Raw genomic sequence first — 19550 nt, forward strand, 5'->3', positions numbered from 1 at the left:
GTGGGCGGGGCCGGGTGCCGGGGCGGAGGGGCGGGCACCCTCCCGGAGCGTCATCGGCGTTCGTAGAAGGTGATGCTCACGCCGCCCGGGGCGGAACCCGGGTCGGAACTCAGCCAGGTGTTCGCGTTGAGGAAGGCGTACGGGCCGGCGGCGCGGGCCTCGAACGTCGGCACCAGCCGGCCGAACGCCCCGCAGTTGCGGACCAGGATCAGCTCCCGGTCGGTGGTGGACAGGACGTACCGGGCGTCCAACGTGGTGGTCGACCCGATGAGCTGGTAGTCCGCGCCACCGGGCAGGACCGAGCCGGCCACCCGGCCGGTGGTGGTGCCGCCGGTGATGGGGATGATGTTGCGGGTGCCGCGCTTGCTGGCCCCGATCGAGACGCTGGCCCCGAGCGTGACCGCCTCGGTGAACACCGCCGCGCCCCGGGTGCCGCTGCCGGTCAGGCAGTCCCACGACTGGTTGGCCGTCCCGGCCGGGTCCCGCAGTTGCACGCGCGGGTCGGCCGGGGACACCCCGGAGACGTCGTACACGGCCAGGTTCAGGGTGTTCGTCGTGGTGTCGACGGTCCGGGTGCCGACGTAGGTCCCGGTGTTCAACCAGGCGTACGGGCTGGAGTTCGGGGCCTCGAAGTCGGGCACGATCCGCACGGTGGAGTCGCCGGCCGGTGCGACCCCGCAGGTGCGCAGGTAGATCGGGGTGCCGTCGCCGGTGCGCAGGATGGCGACCTGTTCCAGCTCGGTCGCGCCGGTGCCGAGGGTGAGTTCCAGGTCGAGGCCGCCGGTGAGGATGCTGCCGTTGATCCGGTCCCCGGTGACCGTGCCGCCCCGGATGTCGAGGATGCGACGGTGGCCGTACTGGGTGACGCCGACGTCGCGGATCGCGCCGAGTTGGGCTGCGGCCCGGAACACCAGCCGGCCACGCGTGGGCGGCACGAGGCCGGTGGACCGGCCGCAGGTCCAGGACGGGTCGGGCACGATGGTCGCCTCCGCGCCGCTCGGGGTGGTGCTCGGGGTGGGTGGTGGGGTGCTCGGTGGTGGGGTGGTCGGCGGTGGTGTGGTCGGGGTGGGCGGCGGCGTGGTGGGGGGCGGGGTGCCCGGGGTGGGCGTGGTGGGCGTCGTGCTGCCGGTGCAGGGGGTGCCGTTGAGCGCGAAGTCGGTCGGCGCCGGGTTGCTGACGTTGTTCCACGAGCCGTTGAAGCCGAACGACGTGCTCCCCCCGGTGCCGAGCGCGGCGTTCCAGGTGGTGTTGCCGACGGTGACCCGGCCGCCGTTCTGACTGACGGTGCCGTTCCAGTACTGGGTGACCTGCTGCCCGGCAGTGAACGACCAGGTGAGCTGCCAGCCGTTGATCGGGTCACCGAGGTTGGTGACGGCGACGTTGGCCCCGAAGCCGCCGTTCCACTGGCTGGAGACCGTGTAGGTCACCCGGCAGCCGGTGGCGGCGGAGGCCGCGGTGGCGACCCCGACGACGCCGACCAGGGTGGCGGCGGCGAGCGCTCCCGCGAGCAGGGGCCGCCGGTGTACGAGCCTCATCTGGTCCTCCCGGAGCGGCCTTGCACGCACGGTTATGTTTCATCGAGTGTCCCGATCGGACAAACTTCTGTCAATCGATACCTGTCGATCAGCTTGGCGCGGTGGACTTCGCCGGGCAGGAGGCGGTGCGGCGGGTCCCGGTGCGGGCGGGGCGGGTTGAAGTCCGGCCGGTCGGACGTAGATCGAGCGGCGGGCCACCGCGTCGCCCCTGGCGTCGATCTGGTAGCCGTCGAGCCAGGCCCAACCGTCGTACGTGATCCACTCGGTGCGGACCCGGATCAGGCGGAACAGGATCGGCTTGACGAACTGCGGGCTCGCTTTCCGCGTCACCTGGACCAGCGCCCCGGCCCGTAGCTCGATCATCGCGGCCCGTCCTGGCTCGGCCAGTGCCGCCGGTTGATCGGGATGCGGTGCCGGTAGCGACAGGGCAGTTCGTTGCCGCACCGGCAGACGAACCGCCACCGCCGCCACGACCACGCCGGCCGGTGCCGCCGCGCCAACGTCATCGCCGTGGCGAGCAGATGCTCGTGGTAGGACACTCGCCGTGACATACCGACACGGTCCCCGGTGGAGGTTCAGTCAGCTGGCAATAGCCGATCGGAAAGTCAGCGAATCACTACGCTCGGCGACATGAGTCGTGACCCGGTGCTGCTGATGGGTCCCTACGAGATCGCCCAGCGGATGGGTGTCTCGCGGCAGCGGTTCCAGCAGCTCACCCGGCATCCCACCTTCCCGAGGCCCTACCAGGAGCTACGCGGCATGAAGGTGTGGCTGGCCGAGGACGTCGAAGAGTGGATCACCAATCACCGGCCCCCGCGCCCCACCGAGGACGACACCCCGGAGTAAGCGACCACCCCGAACACGCCGGCAGCCACGAACCAGTCCGGAGTTCTGCGCACCACGAGCGCGTCGGCGTAGCGGGGCGAGGACGTCACGACGACACGCGCTGACCGTGGCGGCCGAGGCTGTAGCGCGAATCATGAATGTGGTGGCACCGACAGGCAGGCCATGTTCGTGGAGATCTGTTGCGCCCAGGACGACAACAACTCTCCCCGAAGGAGGGCGGATTGGATCAGCGCCAAGGCCGACGCTCGGCGGTGACGGGAGCCCCTTACCCGCGCGCCCGGTGGCGGATCTTGATGTCGGCGAGGTCGGTCGACACCGACGTGAGATCACGGTGGCCCGCGCCGAGTTCCGCGACGGCGGCTGCGGCCGACGCTTCCGCCCTGCCGATCACCACCGCCTCATCGTCCTCCCCGGTGGCCGGGACGAGGCAGCGGAAGGTGAACCCGAGCAGGGACCGCTCGTAGGTGACGGTGCCTTCCTCGGTGAACTTCGCCTGGTAGACGTCATGCTCGTCCGCCCTGGCGAGCAGCGCGGCCCGCTGCTCGTCACCGAGCGGCGCGAACCTGCCGCGCACGATGACCTGATAGGTCGTACCGGCCACTGTGGGGAACCTCCGGCTCTGACGGGACACGACGGCATCGACGGGCGAGCTGGTTCGACCGCCAGTTGTGCAGCCACGGAGCGGTACACCACCGGCCGACCAGCACGGCACCTGCCGGCGACCCTACCCATAGGGTCACCGGAGCACCCGGGCTTTTCCCAGGGTCAGGCGGCGGGCAACTCCCTGACGGAGCCGGCCACCTCGATCGCGGTTTCCGCGTCGAACCGGTCGAGGTCCACCAGCACGTCGACCGCGAGGCCCGGCCGGACGAGCCAGAACGCCTCACCCCCGCCGGCCAGCCCGACATCCCCGCCACGGGCGAACTCCGCCAGCGGCCACTCGGCGGAATCCCGCTCGTGGTAACCGGCCAGGAACTCGCGCAGGCGCACCAGCGTGGTCAGAGGTTCGCCGCGCAGGACGTGCACCCGCAGGTCCACCCGGTAGCCGTCGTCGACGGCCCGTTCCCAGACCCGGGTGGCGAAGCTGACGTCCTCCCACTCGGAGGCGAAGTCCGACACCAGTTCCCCGGCATCCTCCGGCACCCGCCCGACGTGGAACCCGTCCAGGTCGCCGCCGTCGCGCCCATTCACCACCGTCACTGCGCCACCTCGATCGTCACGTCCATCCTGTCCCTCCGGTCGACCGGCGGCACCGGCACGGGCCGGGACCGATGTGTGATGGGCCGCCACCACGCATCCGCCCGGAATGCCGGGTCACCGGGTTCCCGCTCAGTTGCCCAGCGCGCGTACCTTGGCGATCGTTTCCTCGACCTGCTGCCGGGCCGGCTGGCCAGCCTGGACGGCCTGGTCGAGCGCCTGCCGGTAGTTGTCGATCATGCCGATCAGCGGGCCGGCGGCGACGCCCTGCAACGCCCCGGCGACCAGGGCCCGCGCCTCGGCGGCGTCCTGGACGGCCGACGCCGTCTTGGCCCGCGCCTCGTCCAGCTTCTGCGCGGCCACGGCCAGCTTCGCGATCATCTCCGCCGCACTCACCCGCACTCCCCCGCCCCTGTCGCCCTCCCACGGTCACCGCGAGCCTACGAGGCGACCACCGGACGCAGCCACCCCGCGTCCGCCTCATGTGGGCCGATGTAGCGGCATCGGACCGGGCCGGACCCCGCATCATCGGCCCATATGAGGGGATCACGCGGACAGGTCGATCACGCGTCAGCGGCTCCAAAAGGACAGCGTCACGGTGACGCAGTAGGTCAGCGGCATCGCCAGCGCGCAGATCACGAAACCGAGCGGGGCGTACCGCGGCGGGTCGGTGGTGGCCAGGGCCGGCCGTCCCCACTGGCCGAGGACCAGCCAGCCGGCCACGAAGGAGATCAGCGGCAGCCCCGCGCACATCAGCGCGCTTAGGGTGACACCGTCGACCACGCCGACGTTGTTGGCGGTCACCAGCACCAGCGTGACCAGCGCCCCGACGGCGGCACAGCCGACGTAGACGGCGACCGCGCGGGCGGTCGGCGACCAGGTGGGCAGCAGAGCGGGCCGCCGGGCCAGCGCCTCGGCCTGCTGGCCCAGCCGGTCGGCCTCGTCGACCAGCCGCCCGGCCTCCGCCAGCACCACCGCCGGATCGCCGTCCACCCCGGACCCGCCCGGACCCGTGTCGGCCCCGGGGGCCGTGTCCGGGCCGGGCACGGCGGGCAGGCCGGGGGCGGCGGCGAGCTGGGCGAGGCGCTCTTCCAGCTCGGCCAGCCGCTGACCGAGCTGGGTCACCCCGGCGTGCAGGGTACGGCGGCGTTCCGCCTCGGCGACGGCACCGCGCTCCCCCTCCCTGATCCGGGCGGAGAGCTGCCGGACGGCCGCCGCGTACTCGTCGTAGCCGGCCACTCAGTGCTCCTCGTCGGGGTGGTACCCGGGGCGGACGAACGGCACGATCAGCGCGGTGCGCGGGGCGTGCCGGTCGACCAGCAGGGCCCGGTTGGGGCGGGGGGTCCACACCAGGTCGGTCACCCCGAGGTGCAGCCCGAGGTCGTCGGCGGGCACGTTCAGCGCCACCAGGCAGGCCACGTCGTCGCGGTTCTGGCTGCCGCCGAGGTCGTCGGCGAGCCGGCGCAGGCCCCGCCACCAGCCGAGCAGGTGCACCCCGCGCCCCGGCCCCGCCCGCAGCAGCGCCCGCAGGTCGTCGTGGCCGGTCCGGTAGGTGTCGGGGTCGGCGGCGGCGAGCACCGCGTGGGCCGCGTCCACCCCGAAGACCACCAGGTACGTCCGGCCGCGCTCCCCGCCGCCTGCGGCCAGCCCGGCGATGCGGGTGCGCAGCCCGGCCGCGTCGACCTGGGTAACCGGGTGCCCGGCGGCCTTCAGCCCGGCGGCCGTGTCGTCGGCCAGTTCGTCGGCGGCGGCCACCAGCGTGGCCAGCACGAACTCGGCCTCCCCGGGCCGGTGCTGGCCGGCCAGGCTCAGCGCGGCGGCCCGTAGCACGTGCGCGCCGGTGGTCGAGGTGCCCACCACGGCCAGGTGCCGGCCGGGGGAGGCGTCCAGGTCGAACCGGGCGGTGCTGCCGGCCACGTCGACCGTCCGGCCCACCAGCACCGCCGGCCGGCGGGTGGCGGCAGGGGTCGGCTCGTCCTCCAGGTGGGCGGTGGCGTAGCCCCGGAAGACCTCGGGTGGGCCGGTGTCGTCGGGGCGCGCGTCCCACAGCTCGTAGCGCAGCCGGGCGAGCTGGCGGGTGTCGGCGTGCGCGTCGGGGAACCGCAGCAGGATGTCCGCGCCGGTCGCCCCGGCGGCGGTGTTGACCAGCGCCGTGCCGATCCGGGTGGGGCCGGCGACGGTCGCCCGGGGGCCGAGCACCGCCTCACCGCCGGGTAGCGCCACCCGCAGCGCGAACTGCCCGAACAGGGACTCGGCCCGGCCGTACAGGGCTTCCACGCCGCTGGTGCTCTGACTGGCCAACACCAGGTGTACGCCGTACGAGCGGCCCTTGCGGGCCAGCTCCTCCAGCAGGTCGACAGCTTCCCGGGCCAGCCGGTCGTTGCCGGCGAACAGCACGTGGAACTCGTCGATCACGGCGACCGTGCGGGGCACCGGTTCGGTGTCCGGCAGGTCGGCGAGCTTGGTCACCCCGTGCCGCTTGAACAGCCCGGCCCGCCGGCCCAGCTCCCGGCGCAGTTCGCGGAGCACGGCCAGGCCGTACTCCCGGTCGGACTCGACGCCGACGGCCCGCGCGTGCGGCAGGAACGACGGGTCACGGTCGGTGGGGACGAACTCGGTGAAGCTCACCCCCTCCTTGAAGTCGAGCAGCCACAGGTGCAGCTCGGCCGGGGAGTAGCGGGCCGCCAGGCCGTAGAGCACGTCGAGCAGGAAGACCGTCTTGCCCGCGCCGGTGCGGCCACCGACCAGCCAGTGCGGCGTCGCGTCGTCGAAGGCCAGACTGACCGGGGTACGCCCGGAGCGGCCGACCACCGTCGTCAGGCCGCCCCGCGCGGAGCCGGTCCAGCGCCGCTCGGGCAGCAGGTCGGCCAGGTGCAGGGCGGTGTCCCGGCGCACCTGCGCGCCCAGCCGGTCGGCCAGCGCCTGGACGGCGGCGGCGGGCGGGTCACCGTCGAGCAGCACCGGCACGGGCAGGCCGGTGCCGTCGGCGCTGAACGGGTAGCCGGGCGGGTCGCCGACGCGGGCGTACCGTTCGTCGAGACGTACCTCGGTGGTGCCGCCCAGCGTGGGTGGGGCCTGGCCGGGCGTGGTCACCGCGCGCCCGGCGAACAGCACGCACACCCCGGCGGTCGGCCCGGCGTGGGTGAGCGCGGCGAGCCGGGCCAGCTCGCGCGGGCCGGGCGCGGACGCGGCCACCACCAGCAACAGTTCGGCCTCCCCCGCGCGGGCGTGCGCCTCGGCGGCGTCCAGCAGCGCGCCGATCTCGGCCTCGGTGGTGGCGACGCTACCGAGTACCCCGGCGTCGCGCAGCGGACGCAGCGGGATGAAGGTGGCCCCCCAGGCGGCCGGGTCGATACCGACCACCCGCACGCTGCCCGGGGCGGCCGTGGTGAGCAGCCGCAGCACCAGCACCCGCAGCAGCACCGCCACCCGGGGATCACGGGCGTCCCCGTCGACCGCCAGGTGCCGGCCGGCACCCAGCGGCAGCAGCAGCGGGAACCGACCGTCCGCCGTGGACGCCTCACCGATGCGCACCGCCGCCGGGCCGTCGCCGGGGGACGCCGCACGGTGGCCCCGGGCCGGACCGCCCGGCGACACGACGACGTGTCCCGGCGGCGGGCCACCGGGTGCCCCGGCGACGGGGCCGGGTGCCGGTCCGGTGGGTGCAGGTCCGCCGGGGGCCGTCGCGCCGGCCCGGTCGGTGCTGCCGGGCGGCGGGGCGGCCAGCGCGTCGGCCAGCCGGGCCAGCCGGGCGACCAGGTCGGCGGTGCGCTCCGGGACGGGCTGCCCGGCCAGCCGGTCCAGCAGGGCACGGGCTGCCGTCCACCGCTGCCGGGCCTGCCGGTGCGCGGCGACCGCCTGCCCGTACGCCGATGCGAGCCTGCCCACCCACTGCTCCCCACCCACGTGCGGACGAATCGAGGGAACCCTAGCGCCCCGGCGGGTCCGGACGCACGACCCGCCCACGGGTCAGACGGGTCGGCAGCCCGGGTCCGGTCCGCTGTCGGCCGCACCACAGTGGAACACCTCGACCGGCTCGGCGGCCACGTCCGGCACCCACGCCACCCGCAGCAACGCCAGCCGCTTGGCGACCGGCTCGCCCGAGTCGGGGGCGTACCGGATCACCCCGGCGACCCCCGGGTAGCCGACGGCGGCGTTCTGCCGCAGCACCTCGGCGTGCACGCCGACCGGGTTGACCGAGCGGGGCTCCCAGCGCCGGCCGGTGTCGGCGTGCCGCAGCCGGGCGGCGAGGCTCTCCAGTGCCCGCACCATCATCATCGCCGCGTCGTAGGCGAGGCTGACCCGCTCGCCGACGGGTGCGCCGACACCGTCGCGGCAGCGCGGCGGGTCGAGCAGGTCGTCGGCGCCGACCCAGGTCAGGAAGCTGCCCCGGGCGTCGTCCCGGGCGGCCTGCGCGGCCCGCAGCGCGGCGCAGGTCGCCAGCGCCGCCTTCGACACGTACGTCACCGGCAGGTTGCCCGGGGCACTGGCCCGCAGCCCCGGGTTGGCCATGTAGCGGTTGACCGAGTCGTCGGCGATGAGGTGCCGGGGCGGATCGTTGCCGCACTCCTTCAACGCCCGCAGGAACCCGTCGAACTCCGACCAGCGCCCGGCGAACAGCAGCACCCCCCGGTAGCCGCACTCGGCGGTCAACCGTCGCCCGGTACGCCACTCGTCGAGCCGGGTGAGCCGGCTGCCGAACCGCTGGCGCAGCCCGTCGACCAGGGTGCCGACGTAGAGGTCCTCGGTGAGCGAGCTGTCCTCGCCGGTGGTGTAGTAGGCGTGCGCCTCGGTCACCCGCAGCACCTGCCGGGCGTACGTCTCGATCATCGCGGCCTGCGCCGCGTTGGGCGCGGAGATCTGGAGGTAGAGGCTGGAGTTCTGGTCCATCCGGTCGGCCGACAGGGTGGGGGCGAGCACCGGCAGGCCGACCCGGTTGAGTTCCCGCACCGCCGCGGCGGTGCTGGTGCGGCTCTCCACCAGCCCGACCACCCCGAGCACGGTCGGGTCGTCGTGGGCCAGCAGTTCCAGCATGGCCACCGCCGGCCCGGCGTGGCGCATCTGCCGGCCCCCGTTGGCGACCACCACGTGCAGCAGGGCCGCGCCGTCGGCCGCCGCGGACTCCTTGAGCAGGGCGTACTGGGCGGTGGCCAGGCCCTCCAGTTCCTCGCGTTCGGAGACGTAGGACTCCTCGTCGGCGCGCGTCCGGTTGCCGGTGAGGGTGCCCAGGTAGACCAGGGTGAGGTAGGGCCGACGCCGGTCGCTGCGCCGCCACACCTCCTCGGCGGCCCGGTTCTGCGCGAAGATCCGCCGCTGCACCGACCGCAGCCGGTCCTGGCCGGGTTCGGCGTTGAACACCTGGGCGGCGGTGTCGCTGTAGCCGACGCACTCCCCGGCGATCACCCGCACCCGCACCTGGCCGGTCGGCGTCGGATGGCAGTCCAGCGTCCACCGGCTGTCCGCCCACACGCCGACGCCGGCCAGCAGGACCACGGCCACCGCCGCCGGCAGGAACCGCCGTGCCCACCACGGCGGGTCGGGGGCGACCAGCGCGGGCGGGACGACGCCCGGTGGCGGGGTGGCGTCCTCGTCGTCCGGGCGCAGCGCCACCAGCCAGGCGGCCGCCCGCCGCAGCCGCCGGGTCTCGGGCAGCGCCTCGGCCCACTCGTCGCAGGCGTCGTCCGCCTCGCGCAGCGGGCGGGTGCCGGGCAGTTCCGGCGGCGGCGCGGTGGCCAGCGCCACCACCAGCAGCGGATCGTTGCGGCCGGTCTCGTTGCGTACGTCGGTGAGCAGCCGGACCAGGGTGTGCCCGACGCCGTCGACGTCCACCCCGTCGAGCAGCAGCACCGGGTACGCGGTACGCCGCCAGTCCCCGGGCCGCCACACCCGTCGCCGGTACGCCTGCCGCAGGTCCTCCAGGAACGCGTGCAGCAGCAGCTTGTCCACCTGGGCGGGTTGTTCGCCGTCGCGCCAGCCGGCGGTGAGCCGTTCGGCGAACCCGAGGAAGGTCACCGACTGGCGGGGGGCCAGGTACTGCTGCCGCATGAACCACCGGTAGTGGCCGCCGACGACCGGCACCCGGCCGGAGACGGCGATCCGGAACACCGCGCTGGGCACCGCCCGGCGCAGCAGCCAGAGCAGCACCTGGAGCGCCGTGCCGACCCCCGACTCCCCGCTGACCTGCGGCTCCTCGACGGGACGCCGGCCCCGCCAGTCGCGCAGCCGGCGGACCAGGGTGGCCCGGCCGCTGTCGGCGGCGTCGACGCCCACGTCGAGGGTCTGCTGCATCAGCCAGTCGGCGAGCGGGTAGTGCCGGAACCGCAGCCGGGCCGCCCCGAACGCCTCCAGCGACAACTGCCGGTGCAGTTCGCGCAGCACCGCCGGGACGTCGGCGAGGTCGGGGCGGGCGGCCAGGTCGAGAACGGCGTGCGGGACCCGGCGACCCGCGCCCCGCCCGACGAAGCGGCGCAGCAGGGCCCCCGGGTCGCCGCCGGTGGCGGCCCGGACCAGCCAGAGCACCGGCAGCCGGCGGTCGCCCCGACGCGGCCGGCGCAGCAGCCGGGTGAGCAGGGCGAGCAGTTCGGTGCCGCCGACCGGGGGGCCGTCCACGGTGGGTGGCCGGGGCGGCGGCGGGGTCACCGGTTCGCGCATACGGGCACCTCCGCCGCCGACAGGGTCCAGAGAGGGCTCCCATTGTCGACGACGGAGGCAACCGAGGGTGTCCGGTGGGATGCGACCGGTCACCCGGCCGGCCCGGTCAGCGCAGCGCGGCGGTCAGCGTCGGCAGGTAGCCGTACCGGTAGCCGTCGGCGTTCGGGTGGTACGCCTCGATGACGCCGCTGACGTCGCGGATCCACGGGGTGGCGGCGCAGACGCCGTGCCCGGTGAAGAACGGGCGGGCGTCGGCGAAGGTGGCACCGGCCGCGCCGGCCCGGGCGGCGGTGACCGTGGCGAGCACGTCGGCGGCCTCGTTGAGGATGGTCCGCTTGTAGCTGCTCATCGCGAGCACGCCGCAGGAGCCGGTCTCGAAGAGCCGGGGGTAGCCGAGCACCACCAGCCGGGCGTTCGGGGCCCGGTCGCGGATCGCGGCGTAGGTGGCGTCGAGCCGGCCGGGCAGCGTGGAGGTGGCGAAGCTCTTGGCCTTGTCGACGGCGGCGGTGCAGGTCGCCGTGCTGCCGAACCGGCAGCTGGTGATGACGTCGGCGAAGCCGGCGTCGTTGCCGCCGATGGTGATGGTGACCAGGGTGGTGGTGGCGCTCAGTGAGCCGACCTGCTTGGCGATCACGTCGGCGGTGACCGCGCCGCCGCAGGCGGGGAAGGCGAAGCTGGTCACCGCGTTGGCGGCGGCCCAGAGCGGGGCGTACGACTTCTGGCTGCGCAGGCAGGTGGACAGGTCGTACGGCCCGGCGCCGACACCGGAGGAGTACGAGTCGCCCAGCGCGACGTAGTGGACGGTGGCGGCCTGGGCGGCGGTCGGGACGAGCAGGGCACCGGTGACGGTGGCGAGGACGGCGGCCAGGGCGGTGACGGCCCTGGCCAGAACGCGGCGGGGTAGGGCGCGGTGGGGCATGACGGATCCTCCAGGGGCAGCAACGGGGGAAGCCTCTGGACCGCGCGCGTGGCCAGGGGGGTGAGGCGTTGTTACTAGTCGGTAATGCTAGCGAAACATCGACAGGATGAGAACAGCCGATCCCCGCCATCCGGGGCGCACGTTTCCACCGCCGTCGATTAGGTTGTCGGTGCGAACACCCCGATGGAGGGAGTCCACCCCGTGCGACGTGTTTTCACGGCGGCCATCGCCGCCCTGACCGTCACCACCGCCGGCACCCTGGTGACCGGCGTCCCCGGCCAGGCCGACGCCCGACCGGGCAAGAGCCGGTCGGTCGCGGTCTCGGCCGCCCCGAAACCCGGCAGCCCCGGCCTCGGCGACCCCTACTTCCCCGACTACGGCAACGGCGGCTACGACGTCGACCACTACGACGTCCGGCTGCGTTACGAGCCGGCCACCGACCGGCTCAGCGGCACCACCACCATCCTGGCCACCGCCACCCAGGACCTCTCCCGGTTCAACCTCGACTTCCTGCTCGACGTGGAGTCGGTGCGGGTCAACGGGTGGACCGCCCGGTTCGCCCGGGAGGGCGCCCACGAGCTGGCGGTGACCGCGCCGCGCGGCCTCACCACCGGTCAGGCGATGACCGTCGTGGTCACCTACTCCGGCGTGCCGTCGGAGACCCTGGTGGACGGCTACTCCGGGTGGACCCGCACCAGCGACGGCGCGCTCGCCGTCAACGAACCCGAGTCGGCCTGGTGGTGGTTCCCCTCCAACGACCACCCGCTGGACAAGGCCACCTGGGACGTCTCGGTGTCGGTGCCCGCCGGCGTCGAGGTGATCAGCAACGGCGTGCAGCCCCGGCCCCCGCTGGCCGAGGCCGGCAACCGGATGCGGTGGGGCTGGCGCAGCACCAAGCCGGGCGCCACCTACCTGGCGTTCCTGGCGATCGGCCAGTACGACATCGTCACCGACACCGCCCCGAACGGGCAGCCGGTGATCAACGCCTACAGCACCACGCTGGGCGACCGGGGGCCGGCCGCCCGGGCCAGCATCGAACGCACCGCCGAGGTCGTCGACTGGGAGAGCGGCATCTTCGGGCCGTACCCGTTCGAGGCGCAGGGGGGCGTGGCCGCTCCGCTCGACAGCCTCAGCTTCGCCCTGGAGACGCAGACCCGCCCGGTGTACGGGCCCGGCTTCTGGCGGCGCGGCAGCAACCCGTACGTGGTGGTGCACGAGAACGCCCACCAGTGGTTCGGCGACTCGGTCTCGGTGGCGGACTGGAGCAACATCTGGCTGAACGAGGGCTTCGCCTCGTACGCCGAGTGGCTCTGGTCGGAGGCCCAGGGTGAGGGCACCGCGCAGGAGCTGTTCGACTTCACCTACGCCAACTACCCCGCCGCCGACGGCTTCTGGCAGGTGCTGCCGGGCAACCCGGGTGCCGGCGCGGTCTTCGACGACGCGGTCTACGACCGGGGCGCGATGGCGCTGCACCAGCTCCGGCTGGCCGTCGGCGACGACGCGTTCTTCCGCATCCTGCCCGCCTGGACCGCCGCCCACCGGTACGGCAACGGCACCATCGCCCAGTTCCAGGCCCTCGCCGAGCAGATCTCCGGCCTCGACCTGGACCCGGTCTTCACCACCTGGCTGTTCACCCCCGGCCGGCCCGCCCCGGCCGCCGCCACCCGCACCACGACCGCACCGGCGCAGCCGAAGTCGTGGACCCAGATCCGGGCGGCGCACCAGCTGCTGGCGCGCTGACCGACCCCGGTTCGGGCTGCCCGCCCCCGGCACCGGCGCGGGCAGCCCGAACCGGCCCAGAACCGTGACCCCCGGGCCGGTCTCGGCTCGGTCCGGCGGAACGGTGGTTCCGGAGAGCGCTATGCCTGACGGTCATAGATATGACGGACAGGCATAGCGCTTTCCGTGGGACACGTGCCCGCGCAGGGGTGGCCCCAACGCCCCGCGGCACCACAGCGGAGCCCGGACAGGTCGTGCTCCAGAAACGGCTGCGAGCCGGGGGCGCCGGCCCCAAGGTCGAGTCGGCTGACGGCCACCGATCGACCTACCTGACACCGTCGACCAGCAGGCGGGCGAAGATCAGCGGACGGTCGGCGGGCAGGGGTCAGCGGGCGGCGAGGGGTTGCCGGGCCGGGTCGACCGGGGCCGGCAGGTCACCCGCCCCACCCAGGTAGGAGTGGATCGCCGCGGCGGCGGCCCGCCCCTCGGCGATCGCCCAGACGATCAGCGACGCCCCCCGGTGCATGTCCCCGGCGACGAAGACCCCGTCGGCGTCGGTCTGCCAGTCGGGGCGGGCGTCGACCGCGCCCCGGGCGTTGCGGGTCACCCCGAACTGGGCCAGCAGCGGCTGCTCCTCGGTGCCCTCGAAGCCGATGGCGAGCAGCACCAGGTCGGCCGGCAACTCCCGCTCGGAGCCGGGCAGCGCGGTGACGATCCGACGGCCGTCCCGCCGCTCCACCGTCACCTCGGCGATCCGGACGCCCCTGACCTGGCCGGTGCCGTCGTCCACGAACTCCTGCACGGCGACCGCGAAGACCCGCTCGCCGCCCTCCTCGTGCGCCGGGTAGTTGCGCAGCACCCACGGCCAGGTCGGCCACGGGTCCCGCTCGGCGTCGCGGCCGTGCGGCGGCTCCGGGTAGAGGTCGAGCTGGTGGACGCCGGCCGCGCCCTGCCGGTGGGCCACGCCCAGGCAGTCGGCGGCGGTGTCGCCACCACCGATGATCACCACGTGCTTGCCGGCCGCGTCGATCGGCGTGCCGTCGGGCAACACCGCCAGCGCGGGCCGGCCGTCCCCGGCCGCCGCCACCACCCGGTTCGCCGCGACCAGGTGGGTCATCGCCTGGTGGACGCCGCGCAGCGGCCGGCCCGGCGTCTCCGGGGTGTCCCGCCCCTGGAGCGCGCCGCACGCCAGCAGCACCGCGTCGTGCCGGGCCCGCAGCTCCTCGGCGGTCACGTCGACGCCGACGTTCACCCCGGTGCGGAACTGCACGCCCTCGGCGGCGAGCTGGGCCAGCCGCCGGTCGATGTGTTGCTTCTCCAGCTTGAAGTCGGGGATGCCGTACCGGAGCAGGCCGCCGATCGCGTCGTCCCGCTCGTACACGGTGACGGCGTGACCGGCGCGGGCGAGCTGCTGGGCGGCGGCGAGCCCGGCGGGCCCGGAGCCGACCACGGCGACGGACCGGCCGGTCGACGCCGGCACCGGGCGGGGGGTCAGCCCGCCCCGGGCCACCGCCGCATCGGCGATCTCCACCTCGACCTGCTTGATGGTGACCGGCTGCTGCCCGCCCAGGCCCAGCACGCAGGCCGCCTCGCAGGGGGCCGGGCAGAGCCGGCCGGTGAACTCGGGGAAGTTGTTGGTGGCGTGCAGCGACTCCACCGCGGCGTCCCAACTGCCGGTGCGGACCAGGTCGTTCCAGTCCGGGATGCGGTTGCCCAGCGGGCAACCGTCGTGGCAGAACGGGATGCCGCAGTCCATGCACCGGGTGGCCTGCTCCCGGATCAGCTCGGCACCGGCGGGCGGGTACACCTCCCGCCAGTCGGTGATCCGCACCGCCACCGGGCGGCGGGCCGGCAGCCGCCGTTCGTAGCGCAGGAAACCGTTCGGGTCAGGCACGAGCCACCTCCTGGGCGACCACCCGCGGGACGGGCGGCACCGACGCGGTCAGCGCAGACATGACCGCGTCGTCGACGTCGCGGCCGGCGGCTTCGGCGGCCTTCATGATCTCCATCACCCGGCGGTAGTCCCTCGGGACCACGGCCGTGAACTCCCCGACCGCCTCCGGCCAGCGCTTGAGCAGCTCCGCGCCGACCGCCGAGTCGGTCTCGGCGACGTGCCGCTGCACCAGATCGTGCAGCAGCTCCCGCTCGGTGTCGCGCAGCGGGGACAGGTCGACCAGCTCCGCGTTGACCCGGCCGGTGTCGAGCCGGTGCACGTACGCCGTACCGCCGGACATGCCGGCGGCGAAGTTGCGGCCGGTCTCGCCGAGCACCACCACCGTGCCGCCGGTCATGTACTCGCAGCCGTGGTCGCCGACGCCCTCGACGACGGCCACCGCGCCGGAGTTGCGGACCGCGAAGCGCTCCCCCACCCGGCCGCGCAGGAACAGCTCGCCGCCGGTGGCCCCGTACAGGATGGTGTTGCCGGCGATGATCTGGTCCTCGGCGCGTTGCCCGGCGGCGGCCTCGGGGTCGACGAACGGCGCGGCGGCGTCCGGGCGGACCACGATCCGGCCGCCGGAGAGCCCCTTGCCGACGTAGTCGTTGGCGTCGCCGTGCAGCCGCAGGGTCACCCCGCGCGGCAGGAACGCGCCGAAGGACTGCCCGGCGGTGCCGCGCAGCACGAACTCGACGGTGTCGTCGGGCAGGCCCGCGCCGCCGTGGCGGCGGGTCACCTCGCCACCGAGCATCGCGCCGACGCTGCGGTGCTCGTTGCGCACCGCCACCTCCACCCGGACCGGGCTGCCGTCGCGCAGCGCCGGCTGGGCCAGCGCGATCAGCTCGTTGTCCAGGGCCTGCTCCAGGCCGTGGTCCTGGGCGCGGACGCCCCGCCGGGCCGTCCCCTCCGGCAGCTGCGGGGTGTGCAGCACGCGGGTCAGGTCGAGGCCGTGGCCCTTCCAGTGGTCGATCGCCGGTACGACGTCGAGCACCTCGGTCTGCCCGATCGCCTCTTCGATGCTGCGGAAGCCCAGCTCGGCCAGGTAGCCGCGGACCTCCTCGGCGAGGAAGAGGAAGAAATTCTCCACGAACTCCGGCCGGCCGGTGAAGCGTTCCCGCAGCACCGGGTTCTGGGTGGCGATGCCGACCGGGCAGGTGTCCAGGTGGCAGACCCGCATCATCACGCAGCCCTCGACGATCAGCGGGGCGGTGGCGAAGCCGAACTCCTCCGCGCCGAGCAGCATGGCCACCACCACGTCCCGGCCGGTCTTGAGCTGCCCGTCGACCTGCACGGTGACCCGGTCGCGCAGCTTGTTGAGCAGCAGCGTCTGCTGCGCCTCGGCCAGGCCCAGCTCCCAGGGGGTGCCGGCGTGCTTGAGCGAGTTGAGCGGGGACGCGCCGGTGCCGCCGTCGTGCCCGGAGATCAGGATGACGTCGGCCTTGAGCTTGGCGACCCCGGCCGCGACGGTGCCCACGCCGACCTCGCTGACCAGCTTGACGTGCACCCGGGCGGCCGGGTTGACGCACTTGAGGTCGTGCACGAGCTGGGCGAGGTCCTCGATGGAGTAGATGTCGTGGTGCGGCGGCGGGGAGATCAGGCCGACGCCGGGGGTGGCGTGCCGGGTCCGGGCGATCCACGGCCACACCTTGTTGCCGGGCAGCTGCCCACCCTCGCCGGGCTTCGCGCCCTGCGCCATCTTGATCTGGAGGTCGTCGGCGTTGACCAGGTATTCGCTGGTCACCCCGAAGCGTCCGCTGGCGATCTGCTTGACCGCCGAGCGGCGGGCCGGGTCGTGCAGCCGGTCGACGTCCTCGCCGCCCTCACCGGTGTTGGACTTGCCGCCGAGCCGGTTCATCGCGATGGCGAGGGTCTCGTGCGCCTCGGCCGAGATCGACCCGTACGACATGGCGCCGGTGGCGAACCGCTTGACGATCTCGGTGGCCGGCTCGACCTCCTCGATCGGCACCGCCGGGCGCAGCCCGGTCCGCAGGGTGAACAGCCCGCGCAGCGAACCGGCCCGCGCGGCCAGCTCGTCGACCTTGGCGGTGTACTGGCGGAACACGTCGTACTGGCGGCTGCGGGTGGCGTGCTGGAGCAGGAAGACCGTCTCCGGGTTGAACAGGTGCAGCTCACCCTCGCGCCGCCACTGGTACTCGCCACCCACCTCCAGCCGGGCGGAGCCGACGGTGCCGGGGGCCGGCCACGCCTGCCCGTGCCGGGCGGCGACCTCGGCGTGGATCTCGGCCAGCCCGATCCCGCCGATGGTGCTGGGGGTGCCCCGGAAGTAGCGGTCGACCAGCCGGGTGTCCAGGCCGACGGCCTCGAAGACCTGCGCGCCGCAGTACGACGACACCGTCGAGATGCCCATCTTGGACATGATCTTGAGGACGCCCTTGCCGAGCGCCTTGACGTAGTTGCGGACCGCCTTGCCCGGCTCCACCCCGACCAGCGCCCCGGTGGCGATCATGTCCTCCACCGACTCGAAGGCCAGGTAGGGGTTGACCGCCGCCGCGCCGTACCCGATGAGCACCGCCGCGTGGTGCACCTCGCGGCAGTCGCCGGACTCCACGATCAGCGCGACCTGGGTCCGGGTCTGCTCCCGCACCAGGTGCTGGTGCACCGCCGCGGTCAGCAGCAGCGACGGGATCGGCGCCAGGTCGGCGTTGGAGTCCCGGTCGGACAGCACCAGGATGCGCACGCCGTCCTCGATCGCCTCGGACACGTGCCGGCAGATCTCGGTCAGCCGGGCCTTGATGCCGGCCCCACCGTCGCGGATGCGGTAGAGCCCGGACACCCGGACCGCCTTGAAGCCAGGCAGGTCACCGTCCTCGTCGACGTCGAGCAGCTTCGCCAGCTCGTCGTTGTCGATCACCGGGTAGGGCAGCACGATCTGCCGGCAGCTCGCCGCGCCCGGGTCCAGCAGGTTGCCCTCCGGGCCGATGGTCGACGCCAGGCTGGTCACCAACTCCTCCCGGATCGCGTCCAGCGGCGGGTTGGTGACCTGGGCGAACAGCTGGTGGAAGTAGTCGTAGAGCAGCCGGGGCCGGGTCGACAGCGGCGCGATCGGGGTGTCGGTGCCCATCGAGCCCAGCGGCTCCGCCCCGGTCCGGGCCATCGGGGCGAGCAGGATCTTCAGCTCCTCCTCGGTGTAGCCGAAGGTCTGCTGCCGGCGGCGCACCGAGTCGTGGGTGTAGACCACGTGCTCCCGGGCGGGCAGGTCACCGAGGTCGATCAGGCCGGCGTGCAGCCACTCGTCGTACGGCTGGGCGGCGGCCAGCTCGGTCTTGATCTCGTCGTCCGAGACGATCCGGCCGTTGACCGTGTCGACCAGGAACATCCGGCCCGGCTGGAGGCGACCCTTGGCGACCACCGTGGCCGGGTCGAGGTCGAGCACCCCCGCCTCGCTGCCCAGCACCACCAGCCCGTCGGCGGTCCGCCACCAGCGGCCCGGCCGCAGGCCGTTACGGTCCAGCACCGCCCCGACGATCTCACCGTCGGTGAAGGCGACCGACGCCGGACCGTCCCACGGCTCCATCAGACTGGCGTGGAACCGGTAGAAGGCGCGCTTGTCCGGGCGCATCGCCGGGTCGTTCTCCCACGCCTCCGGGATCATCATCAGCACCGCGTGCGGCAGGCTCCGGCCGGCCAGGTGCAGCAGCTCCAGCACCTCGTCGAAGTTGGCCGAGTCGGAGGCGGCCGGGGTGCAGACCGGGAACACCCGGCGGATGTTGCCGGGCAGCTGCGGGCTGCGCAGCAGCGCCTCGCGGGCCTGCATCCAGTTCCGGTTGCCGCGGATCGTGTTGATCTCGCCGTTGTGCGCGATGAACCGGTACGGGTGGGCCAGCGGCCAGGACGGGAAGGTGTTGGTGGAGAACCGGGAGTGCACCAGCGCGATCGCGCTGTCGACCCGCTCGTCGGTCAGCTCCGGGAAGTACTCCGGCAGCTGGTCGGGGGTGAGCATGCCCTTCCAGGTCATCGTCCGCGCCGACAACGACGGGAAGTAGGCGGTCACCCCCCGCTCGGCGGTCTCCCGCTCGGCCTGCTTGCGGACGCAGAACGCCACCCGGTCCAGGTCGATGCCGGCCAGCGGGGAGCCCGCCGGGCCGGCCGGGGTGTCGGTGAGCCGGTGCGCGGCCAGGAAGAGCTGCCGGATACGGGGCATCGCCGCCAGCGCGGTCTCGCCCAGGCCGCTCGGGTCGGTCGGCACCTCGCGCCAGCCCAGCACCTCGGCCCCCTCGACGAGGGCGTACTTCTCCACCACCTGACGGGCGCGGGCCTCGCCACCGTCGTCGTCGGGCAGGAAGACCAGGCCGGTGGCGTACTGGCCGGCCGGGGGCAGCGGGAAGTCCACCACCGCGCGCAGGAACGCGTCCGGCACCTGGATCATGATGCCCGCGCCGTCGCCGGTGTTCTGCTCGGCGCCCCGGGCGCCACGATGGTCGAGCCGGCAGAGCGCGCCGAGGCCGTTCGCCACCACCGCGTGGGAGCGCCGCCCGTAGAGGTCGGCCACGAAGGCCACCCCGCACGCGTCGTGCTCGTGCGCCGGGTCGTACAGACCGGTCGCGGAAGGGACCGGCTGCGGGCTGTGCGGGTACGGAAGGGCCACCGGGTCTCCTGTCGTCACTCAGGTTGTTTCATGGTCGGGACGACGTCGGCCCTGGGCGGTCTGTTGAGTCTACGTTAGGGCGACCCGGGCAGGGCCAGTGCAGATTGATCACACCTTCCAGACTCTGGGACGTGTAGTCTC

At 74.0% G+C, this 19550-nt stretch carries 14 protein-coding genes; 2 read left to right on the forward strand and 12 right to left on the reverse strand.

The genetic code is table 11. The features are described 5' to 3' along the window. Positions 1-50: 50 nt before the first annotated feature. Genes FJK98_RS23445 through FJK98_RS23455 form a run of 3 tightly spaced genes read right to left on the reverse strand, consistent with a single transcriptional unit; the run spans position 51 to position 2086 of the window. Positions 51-1535: a DUF3237 family protein gene (locus FJK98_RS23445; protein WP_145920930.1), complete on the reverse strand. Its 1485-nt coding sequence runs from the start codon at positions 1533-1535 to the stop codon at positions 51-53. A gap of 39 nt (positions 1536-1574) precedes the next feature. Next, positions 1575-1898, reverse strand: a complete 324-nt coding sequence (locus FJK98_RS23450) for a hypothetical protein (protein WP_205789169.1) — start codon at positions 1896-1898, stop codon at positions 1575-1577. After that, the gene (locus FJK98_RS23455; protein WP_145920931.1) at positions 1895-2086 is read right to left on the reverse strand and encodes a hypothetical protein; all 192 of its coding nucleotides are present in this window, start codon (positions 2084-2086) and stop codon (positions 1895-1897) included. The genes FJK98_RS23450 and FJK98_RS23455 overlap by 4 nt, the downstream gene beginning before the upstream one ends. Positions 2087-2165: 79 nt before the next feature. Here FJK98_RS23455 and FJK98_RS23460 point away from each other — a divergent pair, with 79 nt between their 5' ends. Beyond that, positions 2166-2381 (forward strand): AlpA family transcriptional regulator, encoded by a 216-nt coding sequence (locus tag FJK98_RS23460; protein WP_205789171.1) that lies wholly within the window; start codon positions 2166-2168, stop codon positions 2379-2381. Between the two features lie 265 nt (positions 2382-2646). Here FJK98_RS23460 and FJK98_RS23465 read toward each other — a convergent pair whose 3' ends face one another. From FJK98_RS23465 to FJK98_RS23495, 7 genes are all read right to left on the reverse strand, one after another. Continuing rightward, entirely contained in the window at positions 2647-2955 is a 309-nt protein-coding gene (locus FJK98_RS23465) for a DUF6204 family protein (protein ID WP_205789173.1), read from the reverse strand. Between the two features lie 191 nt (positions 2956-3146). Then, a complete protein-coding gene (locus FJK98_RS23470; protein ID WP_145920933.1) occupies positions 3147-3581 on the reverse strand; it encodes a hypothetical protein in 435 nt (144 codons plus the stop codon). 129 nt (positions 3582-3710) lie between these two features. Then, positions 3711-3974 carry a DUF6244 family protein gene (locus FJK98_RS23475; RefSeq protein ID WP_145920934.1) on the reverse strand — a complete coding sequence of 88 codons (264 nt, stop codon included), beginning with the start codon at positions 3972-3974 and terminating at the stop codon, positions 3711-3713. A 174-nt stretch (positions 3975-4148) separates the two neighbouring features. Further along, positions 4149-4817, reverse strand: coding sequence for a hypothetical protein (locus FJK98_RS23480; RefSeq protein WP_145920935.1), 669 nt, complete (start codon positions 4815-4817; stop codon positions 4149-4151). Continuing rightward, positions 4818-7466 carry an FtsK/SpoIIIE domain-containing protein gene (locus FJK98_RS23485; protein WP_240762296.1) on the reverse strand — a complete coding sequence of 883 codons (2649 nt, stop codon included), beginning with the start codon at positions 7464-7466 and terminating at the stop codon, positions 4818-4820. 81 nt (positions 7467-7547) lie between these two features. Continuing rightward, complete coding sequence (locus FJK98_RS23490; RefSeq protein WP_145920936.1) at positions 7548-10229, reverse strand: hypothetical protein; 2682 nt, start codon at positions 10227-10229, stop codon at positions 7548-7550. A 106-nt stretch (positions 10230-10335) separates the two neighbouring features. Then, complete coding sequence (locus FJK98_RS23495) at positions 10336-11148, reverse strand: SGNH/GDSL hydrolase family protein (RefSeq protein WP_145920937.1); 813 nt, start codon at positions 11146-11148, stop codon at positions 10336-10338. Between the two features lie 201 nt (positions 11149-11349). On the opposite strand from FJK98_RS23495, the gene FJK98_RS23500 reads away from it, so the two are divergent. Beyond that, positions 11350-12888 carry a M1 family metallopeptidase gene (locus FJK98_RS23500; RefSeq protein WP_145920938.1) on the forward strand — a complete coding sequence of 513 codons (1539 nt, stop codon included), beginning with the start codon at positions 11350-11352 and terminating at the stop codon, positions 12886-12888. Positions 12889-13252: 364 nt separating this feature from the next. Here the strand turns inward: FJK98_RS23500 and FJK98_RS23505 are convergent, their stop codons facing one another. Next, entirely contained in the window at positions 13253-14761 is a 1509-nt protein-coding gene (locus tag FJK98_RS23505; protein WP_145920939.1) for a glutamate synthase subunit beta, read from the reverse strand. Beyond that, positions 14754-19409 carry a glutamate synthase large subunit gene (gltB, locus tag FJK98_RS23510; protein ID WP_145920940.1) on the reverse strand — a complete coding sequence of 1552 codons (4656 nt, stop codon included), beginning with the start codon at positions 19407-19409 and terminating at the stop codon, positions 14754-14756. The genes FJK98_RS23505 and gltB overlap by 8 nt, the downstream gene beginning before the upstream one ends. Between the last annotated feature and the right edge of the window lie 141 nt (positions 19410-19550).

Origin of the sequence: Micromonospora sp. HM134, assembly GCF_007833915.1 — a bacterium.
Classification (GTDB): domain Bacteria; phylum Actinomycetota; class Actinomycetes; order Mycobacteriales; family Micromonosporaceae; genus Micromonospora; species Micromonospora wenchangensis.

Coding starts and splice junctions, on each gene's coding strand:
- FJK98_RS23460 (WP_205789171.1), top strand. CDS start 2,166: ATGAGTCGTGACCCGGTGCTGCTGATGGGTCCCTACGAGATCGCCCAG.
- FJK98_RS23445 (WP_145920930.1), bottom strand. CDS start 1,535: ATGAGGCTCGTACACCGGCGGCCCCTGCTCGCGGGAGCGCTCGCCGCC.
- FJK98_RS23455 (WP_145920931.1), bottom strand. CDS start 2,086: ATGTCACGGCGAGTGTCCTACCACGAGCATCTGCTCGCCACGGCGATG.
- FJK98_RS23450 (WP_205789169.1), bottom strand. CDS start 1,898: ATGATCGAGCTACGGGCCGGGGCGCTGGTCCAGGTGACGCGGAAAGCG.
- FJK98_RS23490 (WP_145920936.1), bottom strand. CDS start 10,229: ATGCGCGAACCGGTGACCCCGCCGCCGCCCCGGCCACCCACCGTGGAC.
- FJK98_RS23495 (WP_145920937.1), bottom strand. CDS start 11,148: ATGCCCCACCGCGCCCTACCCCGCCGCGTTCTGGCCAGGGCCGTCACC.